Origin of the sequence: Paenibacillus agaridevorans (genome assembly GCF_003112455.1) — a bacterium.
In the GTDB taxonomy this organism is placed as follows: domain Bacteria; phylum Bacillota; class Bacilli; order Paenibacillales; family Paenibacillaceae; genus Pristimantibacillus; species Pristimantibacillus agaridevorans.
On record NZ_BDQX01000036.1, the window covers coordinates 48317 to 57698 of the forward strand.

Below are 9382 nucleotides of genomic sequence, written 5' to 3' on the forward strand. Positions count from 1 at the left end.
AAATATTCGAGGATCGATGTCTTCTTTATAAAAAGGGTAAAACTGCGGCAACAAAAAACCGTCAATGCTTAATAAGGTGATTCAAAATCGCTCGAAGCTCGCCGTCGTGCGCGACGTCCTCGTGCTCTTGACCTTTGAGCTCAATCTTCGTTATGTCCAGCTTATACGGCTTGTCGCCGCCCAGCGAATGGAAGATCAATTCACGTTCGTTCTCCAGTTCAACCGTATAACCGAGCTGCTTGAACGAGTGTATGAAGTCGGAGATGTCCGGCGTCTTGCCGTCGGGAACCATCGCGACGGTACGGTATTCTTTGGTTTGCCCATCCTGAATGAACTTAAAGTAAAACAAACATTCGCGCATGCGAAACCATCCTTTCCATCCTGTCCTGTTATCTAGGCATATATCTACTCTAGACCACTATAACACAAATTGCTGTGACGCATATCACAGGAGAATGAAATCCGCTTTAATTGGCCTCATCGTTGCTGCCCGCAAGCCGTTTGTCCGTCGAGTGTCGCTGGCGGTATTGCCCGGGCGTCAGTCCCGTTCGCGTTTTGAATATTTTGTTGAAATAGCTGACATTGGCATATCCGATCTCTCCGCAAATCTCTTCGATGGAGTGCTGTTGGCTCTCCAATAGCTCCGTAGCTCGTTTGATTCGAAGCTGGATCAGATAATCCCCGACGGTCATCCCCGTCGCTTCCTTAAAGACGCGGCTGAGATAGGAGGAGCTTCGCTGCACATGTTCGGCCACAGTATCCACGGATATATTATTGTTATAATTGGCATCCATATATTTGGTGGCAAGCTGAAGCGTGACGTCCGTCATGCGGGAGCGCTTCTCCTTATGATAGTCGATAATGCGCTGACACATATCAAGCAGACATGCTTCCATATCCGGGAGAGTCTCCGCGCGGGCGAGCGCATCCGCATAAGCGGGCCGCTCTCCAAATACGGCCGCCATATCGCCCCGCGTTTGGATCAACGTCTTGACAAGCTCGCCGCTTAGTTGAAAATATAATTGCTGAATGTTCGCCTTGCTCAGCTTTTTGTCGATCGCGGTACGGGTAATCTGGCGAATCGCCTCGAAGCTGGCTGCTTTGTCCGTCTGAAGCAGCGACTGCTGCAGCTTCGCCTCCAACTCGTAAGGATAATAGTAGATTTCGTCCTTCGTCTTCCAATCCCCGACGATACTGTAAGGCAAAACTTCGCCCTTGCCGATGTACATCTTTAGATGCAGCGCCTCCAATGTTTCCTCGTAAGCGACTCGAGCCTCAGATTCGCCGGAGTATACTCGGCTAACGCCGATGGATACCGTTACGCCGAAGCTTTCTTGTAACGAACGCTTTAGCTTGTTCGCTTGTTCCACCGGATAAGTATCTCCGTCAGACGGAACGGACAGCAGAATGACCGTTCGCTTATCGTCTCTTGCAAATATTTCGCCGTCGAGACTGGAGGCAAGCTCTTCCATCATGCCATAACGGAACAGGTGGAACTGGAAGTGGGCGTCAGGTCCGCTCAAATGAGGCGTTTCTTCCAACTCCAGCGTCAATACGGCGAAACGTCGCCAGTCCAGCCGGAGCCCTAGCAGTGCCGCAGCCTCGTCCGCCCCTCCTCCTTGAAGCAAATCGTTTAAATATTTCTCCTTTATTGCGGTCCGATTGTCCGTGAGCAGCGTATCGACTTGACGTTTCTCCGTCATGAGCGTCTCCCAGCTCCGAACCATCTGATCGAACCGATGGCGGATGAAGCCGGCTTCATCGCGAGGATTTTGCTGACCGAAGCTCGCGAGCTGCTTCGAATCGGGCTCCGCGCTTCCAATATAGGAGATGACGCTTTGCAGAGGACGGTACAGACGTCGCGACATGTAGTAGGAAAGGGCGATTGCGGCCGTCAGGTAGACGATGGCAACGACGAAAACGATGATTTTAATTCGATTCATGCCATGCAGCAGGGCCGACCGTTCGGTCATGTCGACGAAACGCCAGCCGGTCAGCTCCGATGTTGTATACGAGACGATTCGGTCCGTTTCTTTGTCGATATAGGAGTCGCTGCCTTTTGTCAATTGGGACAGGTCGATGCTGCGAAGCAGCGATTCTCCCGTATCGCCATCCGCATCCGAATACAGAAGCTCGGAGTTTGGTCCCAGGACGAGCGTCGTGCCTTTTTTGTTATGATAATGGCTCAGATAGTCGTCGAATAGCAGATCCAGCTTCAGATTGACGACGATCGCCCCGTTTACAGGGCCGATCAGCGGCATCTTCTGCAGCAAGCTGGAAGCGGGACTTTCGGCATTAAAGCCGTTTTCGCGGCCCGTCAGCCAAAGCGTTCGGTTCGCCGTAGGCTGCTTCCAATCATCTAACCAAGAACGATCGGAGAACGTGTCGATCGGCGATGTTTTGATCTCGTTCCGCGAAGTAAGGACCAGTCCGATGGGATCGTAATAAAGATAGACGGAATCTACGTAAGGACTCATCGATTTTTGCTGCACGACGAAGCTGGACAGATCGATCAGCGATCCGACAGTCAGTTGATTATTCGTCTTTGTCTGATACAGGTAGGACTGGGTTGCGATCATCCCGGCTGCAGCGTATTTGATGGCTGTCAATTCCTTATGGATAAGCTGTTGCTGCTGCGCCAGGATGGAGCTGTTGTAGGCGATGGCATTCTGCACGTTGTTGTCGGCGGATATACGATAGGTCACCGTGGAGATGAGCACGACAGTGACGACCGCAATGGCGGTCAAGGACAGCAACAGCTTGACGAACAATGTATGGTGTCTGAGCGAAAGGTTCTTAAGCATCTTGACTTGCCCCCCTTATCTATTTGGTTGCGCTTACAAATCACGGCGAGAACGAACGCTTGTAATACGAGTCTGAACCACCTTTAATAGAGGAATTATATCACAGAGCTGAGATGGGGCAAGGCATATAGCGAAAAACATACAAAAAATCGAATAACATAATCGAGCGAAATGACGCCAAAAAGCCAAAAACATAAAAAGAATCGAAAGAGAGGATTGTGTCTTTCGCCGGAGACGTCTATCGTAAATGTTGTAACCGCTCCCATATCCCGGCCGGGTGCCACAAGCAGGATGCGGGTCCAACCTACCGACAAATGAAGGGGAGAAACATCATGCTCATGAAACAAAAGAAAGCAACCGCTGCCATTTTGGCGGCGACCGTGGCGGCGGGCTTGCTTGCCGGCTGCAGCGCTAACTCAAACCATAATAATACGAAAGCAACTTCAAGCCCGAACACGAATGCAAGCGCAAGTCCTAGCGCAACAGAGAAACCGGCGGAACCGATCGAGATTACATGGGGCATTCACTTCCAGGCGGCAGGCGTAGTCGAGAATACGAAGGTCGAGAAGTGGCTGGAGGAGAAATATAACGTCAAAATCAAGCCGGTCAAGGTGACCGACGCCAGCATCGCTTCCGGAGAAGTGCCCGACATCTTTATGTTGGGAGATCCCGCCAACGTGTCGGCCTACCAGAATCAAGGCGTGCTGTCGAGCATTGATCCTTCCATGCTGAAGGAGAAAATGCCGGAGTATTCGGCGGATATCGAAAAAAACGCCAAGCTGTTCCAGACGGTAACATTCGATGAGAAGCTATGGGCAATCCCCATGTTCATCGATCTCAAGCCATACGATCTTGCGATGTTATGGCGCAAGGATTGGCTGGACAAAGTCGGGATCACGAAGACGCCCGAGACGCTCGAGGAATTCGAGAAGGCCGTATACGCTTTCGCGAAAGACGATCCGGACGGCAACAACAAAAAGGATACGTACGGCTTGACGGGTACGGCGACATCCACCTGGTCATCCGGCTTCTATTCCCTTTTTGGCGCATTCGGCGTTGAACCTACGATGTGGCATGAGAAAAACGGCGAGATCATCAACGGCTCCGTTGCCCCCGAGACAAAGGAGGCGCTCGCGAAGCTGCGCCAGTGGTTCGCGGACGGCGTCATCGACCCTGAATTTATTACCGATACGCAGGACTCTTACCGCAAAAAGCTTTATAACGGCCGTATCGGCGTCATTGAGGAGCAGATAGCCAAAGGAGCATTGCCCGAATCCGCCACGGTAACGGAGATGAAGTCTCTTAATCCGGAATCCGAGCTTGTGTTCGCCAAGAATCCGGTTGGTCCGGGCGGACATGGCTCTTGGGACTGGGGCGTTAAAAGCAACTTCGTCGTTTTCGGCAACAAGGTGCAAGAGCAGCCGGAGAAGCTGGAGAAGCTGTTCGAAATTCTCCGCGCTCAGAGCAGCGACGAAGAAACGATCAATATGACGACGCTCGGAGAAAAGGGCGTTCACTGGGACTTTGCGACAGCCGGCGCGACCTCTGGCGCGACCAAATTCCTGCCAGGCTTCGAGAAGCAGGAAGAACGGGATCAAGACGGCGTTCGACTGTTCTCGATGGGCAATATTACGACGCAGGCGTATCGAGAGAAGTATTCCAATCCGGCGCTTAACGAAGCCATCAAAACGTATTCTTCCGCACCGAATCTGACGGATGCGCTGCTTTTCTCGGCACTGCCGTCGGATGGCAAATATAAGGCCGATCTTACGTCTCTTATGCAGAAGTACTTCGCCCAGATCATCAGCGGCGAGATTCCGCTGGAGGACTTCGACAAGTTCGTGGCGGAGTGGAAGGCGAGAGGCGGCGATGAACTGACCAAAGAAGCAAACGAGATGTACAAGGCGCAATTCCAAAAATAAACCTGGATTTACGGCTCCGCAGCGAAAGCATGCTTAAACAACCTCTATAGCTAAGTTCTGCGGAGCCGAGGGTCCGGCCATCAAGGAAGTGGAGCATGAGAACCATACGTAAACACGGCGAACTGCTCGCGTTGTTTTTGTTCGCCTTTGCATTCTTCTTCGTATTTAAATATGGTCCGCTCTACGGCGTATTGATCGCCTTCAAGGATTTCCGCGTCGTGGACGGCATATGGGGGAGCCCGTGGGTGGGGTTCCAACACTTCGACGAGCTGTTCCAAAATAGCGACTTTTATCGTCTTCTCAAAAATACGTTGCTGCTTAATCTGTATCTGCTCCTCTTCGCGTTCCCGGCGCCGATCGTGCTTGCGCTGATGCTGAACGAGGTGCGTTCGCGTTACTTCCAGCGGTTTATCCAGACGACGATGTACCTGCCCCACTTCGTTTCGTGGGTCATTATGTCGGGTCTCGTCATTTATTTCTTGTCCCCGACCTCGGGCGTTGTCGCCGAGATCGCAAGCTGGTTCGGACAAGAACCCGTCTTCTATATGGGCAAGAAAGAATATTTCCGCCCCATTGTCGTCGTGTCGGCAATCCTGAAGGATCTGGGCTGGGGCTCCATCATTTATTTCGCGGCGCTCGCGGGCATTAATCCCGAGCTGCAGGAGTCGGCCGTCATCGACGGCGCGAACCGCTGGCAGCGGATATGGAAGATCAACATTCCGTCCATCATGCCGACGATCGCGATTATGTTCATCTTAAGCCTCGGGGGTTTCCTGAGCGCGAACTTCGAGCAGATCATTAACTTGCTAAATCCGGTTGTGGTCGATACGGGCGACGTCATCGATACGTATGTCTACCGGGTCGGTCTGCAGCAATTCCAGTACAGCTATACGGCGGCGATCGGCTTGTTCAAGTCGCTGGTTGGACTTCTGCTCATTCTTGGCGCGAATCTGACCATTCGGAAGCTGAGCAAGGGGGAGAACGGATTATGGTAGAAGCGGGAGGTGCAACATCATGATTTCATCCAAATGGCAGGACCGCATCGGTCCCATTTTCATCTATGTCGCGTTGTCCGCGCTTGCGCTGGTCGTCGTGTATCCCTTCATCCATGTTATCGCGGTATCCTTCAGCGGACGTGGCGAAGCGCTGCGCAGCGGCTTTCACTTCTATCCGCGCGACTTCGAATGGCAAGCGTACAAGGAATTGCTGGACTATCCCTTCATCTGGTCCGGCTACGGCAATACGTTGTTCCGGATGGCGGTTGGCACGTTCCTGACGCTGATCGTTACGATCTGCGCCGCTTATCCGCTGTCCCGTCCCGATTTTCCGATGAAGCGCGTGCTTGTGCTGCTGCTTCTTTTCACGATGATTTTCGACGGCGGCATTGTGCCTAACTATTTGTTAATGAAGGAATTGCATCTCTTGAATTCATTATGGGTGTACGTTCTGCCATCGGCGGCCAGCGCATTCCAGGTGCTCGTCATGCTGAGCTTCTTCCGCTCCATACCCGATGCGCTGATCGAAGCGGCGAAGATCGACGGAGCGCGGGATATGCGTATTCTGTTCCGCATTGTGCTGCCGCTGTCCGCTCCCGTCATGGTGACGATCGGACTATGGTCGCTCGTGCATCATATTAACGCGTTCATGGATAATTTGCTGTATGTCACCGATCAGACCAAGTTCGTGCTGCAGCAGGTCGTCAGGCAAATCCTGATCGAGAACAAGCTGGATCCGTTCACTACGGCAACGAATTTGACGCCGCCAGCTCCGGAAAGTTTAAAGATGGCGTCCGTTATCGTATGCTCCTTGCCGGTGCTCGTCCTTTATCCGTTTCTGTTGAAATACTTCGAAAAGGGGACGATGATCGGATCGGTGAAAGGGTAGAAATCGAGAGCGGGAACCCCTGCGGTTCCCCTCGGATACGATTGATAGGGAGGCGTAATTGAAGAATGAGAAGAAAAACGATGCTGATTCTGCTGGCTATCTTTGTTATGGCGGGTTGTTTTCCGATGACGGCCGTCACGGCCAATGAGCTGGAAGCAACGGGAGCCGCTTTTTACGTATCGACAAATGGAAGCGATTCCAATACAGGGACGGAGACGGAACCGTTCCTCACGCTGGAAAAGGCGAGGGACGCGATACGGGCTCTGAAGCAAAACTCCGGGCTGCCGGAAGGCGGCGTGACCGTGTATTTGCGCGGAGGTAGCTACTATCGGACAGGCACGTTCCTGCTGGAGCAAGGAGATTCGGGGACTGCGGACAAACCGATTACGTACAAAGCTTACCCCGGGGAGTCGGTGCGGCTGACAGGCGGCAGCTCCTTGCAAAAGAGCTGGTTCACGCCGGTAACGAACGAGGAAGTATTGGATCGCATCATCAGCACGGAGGCTCGAAGCAAGGTGCTGCAGGTGGATCTGTCGGCGCACGGCATTACCGACTACGGCCTCATGAGCCGGCATGGCTATTATCTAGCCAATGACGTAAGCCTGACGCCTCCCATGGAGCTTTACGTGGAAGGGCAAGGCATGACGCTGGCGAGATGGCCGAACGCCGGAACGGTGCAGATGGGCAACATCATCGATCCCGGGCCGATGCGCCGCGACCCCGACCTCCAGACGCGAGGCGGCACGTTCCAATATACGTACGAGCGGCCGGATCTGTGGACGGAGGCGGAGGATATTTGGCTGGACGGCATCTTCGGATACAGTTGGGAGTGGTCGTATAACCGGATCGCGTCCATCGACACGACGAACAAAACGATTACGCTTGCTTACGGCGAGATGAGCGGCTTGTTCAAGAACTGGTATCCGGACTTCCACTTCGCGCAAAACCTGCTGGAAGAGATCGATATGCCGGGCGAATATTACATCGACAGGAGCACGGGCATTCTCTACTTCATGCCAACGGCGGCTTTTCAGGCCAAGTCCTCGCCGGAGCTCACGGTATCCATGCTGAAGACGCCGATGATCAATACGGTAAACGCATCGTACATCAACTTCGAGGATCTCATTCTGGAGAACGGCCGGGATTCCGCCGCGGTCATTATGGGCGGCAGCAACGTCCGGATCGTCCATTGCGAGATTCGCAACTTCACAGAAGGCGGCGTGCGCATCAATACGCAAAGCCGCTGGCTGTACAACGACTTCGCGACGGCGACAGGCAAGAACCATGCCGTCGTAAATACGCACATCCGCCACGTCGGCGGCACGGGCGTCATTTTGAACGGCGGCGACCGGCTCACCTTAGCGCCAGGCAACAACGTCGTCGAAAACAGCCACATCCATGACTTCGCCTACTACCACAAAGCGTATAACCCAGCCGTCATTTTGACGGGAGCAGGCAACCGCGTATCCCACAGCGAGATCCACGACGCCCCGCATCCAGGCATTCTCATCTTCGGCAACGACCATACCGTGGAATACAACAATATATACGACGTCTGCAAAACATTCTCCGATCTCGGAGCGATCTATATGAACCTCGGGGCCGCTCCGCAGGAAAGAGGATCTGTCATCAAGCGCAATTACTTCCATCACATCGGGGAGAGCAAGGCGGGCGTGCAAGGCGTCTACCCGGATAACTTTACGATGGGCATCACGATCGAGGAGAATATTTTCTACCGGATGGGCAACTCCGCTATTCTTAACAACGGCGGCGCTCACATCAAGACGAAGAACAATCTCTTTATCGACGCCAAAGTGCCTTACGAATATGCCGACCTGTATCTTGGAGACGCGCCTGGGAAACAAATTCCGACGAACTACATGGGACCATGGCATGATCTGTTCGATCGTTACGACAACTTTGTCAATATGCCGCACGGGGCCAAATATCCCGAGCTGGCGGACTTCTTCACGGAGAATCGTTATTATCCCGACACGAATACATTCCACAACAATGTAATCTACAACCCGACGAAAACGATTAGCAGCTTGACGAACCAGCACGGCGTTCACGATAATTTGAATCTCGTCCAATATGACAACAATTGGGTGACGACGCAGGATCCGGGCTTTGTAAATCTTGCCGGCGGCGACCTGAATCTAAAGGAAGACGCGGCGGTGTTCAGCCAGCTTCCGGGATTCCAGGACATCCCGTTCGACGAGATGGGCATCGTAGGCAAAACGGGACCGTATCTGGCCCCTGATGACATCCCTGTCGAGGATGTCGTGCTGTACGACGACAGCGTGACGATCGGCATCGGCAAGTCGTATTCCTTGTATGGCGCCGTTTTGCCATGGAATGCGACCAACAACGGACTGATCTACAAATCCAGCGACCCGACCATCGTCAAGGTGGATGCGGCCGGCAAGCTGAAGGGCGTCAATCTCGGCACCGCGACCGTAACGGCGACCTCGGCTGCCAACGCGCAGCTGCTGGATACCGTTGAAGTAACGGTAGAGGTAGGCGACGGCATCATGGACTTTACGACATTCGAGAACGGCAGGAACAGCTGGCCGAGCGATCCCAATCGGAGCATCGTGGAGACGGACGGCGGCAATCATATGTATAAGCTGGTTAAAGGCGCGACGACGCTGAACGAGAACGAATACAGCAATTACGAGCTAACCTTCAAATTGAAGACGCCGCCGGTCATTCCCGAGCTGGCTACCTTCTACGTGTTCGATCGGCTAAACAGCGGCAGCGGCGGCCGCA

At 53.3% G+C, this 9382-nt stretch carries 6 protein-coding genes; 4 read left to right on the forward strand and 2 right to left on the reverse strand.

Annotated features, from left to right (window positions below; genetic code table 11):
- Positions 1-61: 61 nt before the first annotated feature.
- Both PAT3040_RS02385 and PAT3040_RS02390 read right to left on the reverse strand, forming a co-directional pair.
- Positions 62-361: a hypothetical protein gene (locus PAT3040_RS02385; protein ID WP_087568749.1), complete on the reverse strand. Its 300-nt coding sequence runs from the start codon at positions 359-361 to the stop codon at positions 62-64.
- 106 nt (positions 362-467) lie between these two features.
- Positions 468-2804, reverse strand: a complete 2337-nt coding sequence (locus PAT3040_RS02390) for a helix-turn-helix domain-containing protein (RefSeq protein WP_108991408.1) — start codon at positions 2802-2804, stop codon at positions 468-470.
- 338 nt (positions 2805-3142) lie between these two features.
- Here PAT3040_RS02390 and PAT3040_RS02395 point away from each other — a divergent pair, with 338 nt between their 5' ends.
- From PAT3040_RS02395 to PAT3040_RS02410, 4 genes are all read left to right on the forward strand, one after another.
- Positions 3143-4726 (forward strand): extracellular solute-binding protein, encoded by a 1584-nt coding sequence (locus PAT3040_RS02395; RefSeq protein ID WP_146200339.1) that lies wholly within the window; start codon positions 3143-3145, stop codon positions 4724-4726.
- A gap of 95 nt (positions 4727-4821) precedes the next feature.
- The gene (locus PAT3040_RS02400; RefSeq protein ID WP_108991410.1) at positions 4822-5721 is read left to right on the forward strand and encodes an ABC transporter permease; all 900 of its coding nucleotides are present in this window, start codon (positions 4822-4824) and stop codon (positions 5719-5721) included.
- 19 nt (positions 5722-5740) lie between these two features.
- The gene (locus PAT3040_RS02405) at positions 5741-6610 is read left to right on the forward strand and encodes a carbohydrate ABC transporter permease (protein WP_108991411.1); all 870 of its coding nucleotides are present in this window, start codon (positions 5741-5743) and stop codon (positions 6608-6610) included.
- 65 nt (positions 6611-6675) lie between these two features.
- A partial coding sequence (locus PAT3040_RS02410) for a right-handed parallel beta-helix repeat-containing protein (protein WP_181376406.1) occupies positions 6676-9382 on the forward strand: 2707 nt, incomplete at its 3' end.